The organism is Streptomyces sp. NRRL B-1140 (genome assembly GCF_001280065.1).
GTDB lineage: Bacteria > Actinomycetota > Actinomycetes > Streptomycetales > Streptomycetaceae > Streptomyces.
Genome location: NZ_LGEA01000027.1, coordinates 1 through 324 on the forward strand (window position 1 = coordinate 1; position 324 = coordinate 324).

The following is a 324-nucleotide window of genomic DNA, read 5'->3' on the forward strand; positions in this document are numbered from 1 at the left end:
GCGTCTGCCTGCCCGCCCTTTGCCTCGCCGCCCCTCCCGAAAACGGCCCCGTGGAATCGGACACAGTGGGCGTCCACATGGACGACCTGTTGGTGGAGTCCCAGACCGGCGTCCCGCTCGACCAGTTTCGCGAAGTTGGGCTACGACTCCGACCCCGTCCGGCCCGTCGCGCCCGGAAAGGCCGGCGCGGGGGAGGTGCGGCTGTTCTCGGTGGCGGCCGCGTTGTCCTACTCCGAACGGTGGCAGGCGTTCAACCGGCCCCGGCACGACGAAATCCGCCTCCCGCCCATCTGAGCTCCGGCCCGCCTCCCAAGACTCTGGACC

Annotated in this window: 1 protein-coding gene; it reads left to right on the forward strand. The window is 70.7% G+C overall.

The window, feature by feature from the left end; translation table 11 throughout:
* The first annotated feature begins 135 nt into the window (after window positions 1-135).
* Window positions 136-294, forward strand: a complete 159-nt coding sequence (locus ADK65_RS38420) for a hypothetical protein (protein ID WP_159038721.1) — start codon at window positions 136-138, stop codon at window positions 292-294.
* The last annotated feature ends 30 nt before the right edge of the window (window positions 295-324 follow it).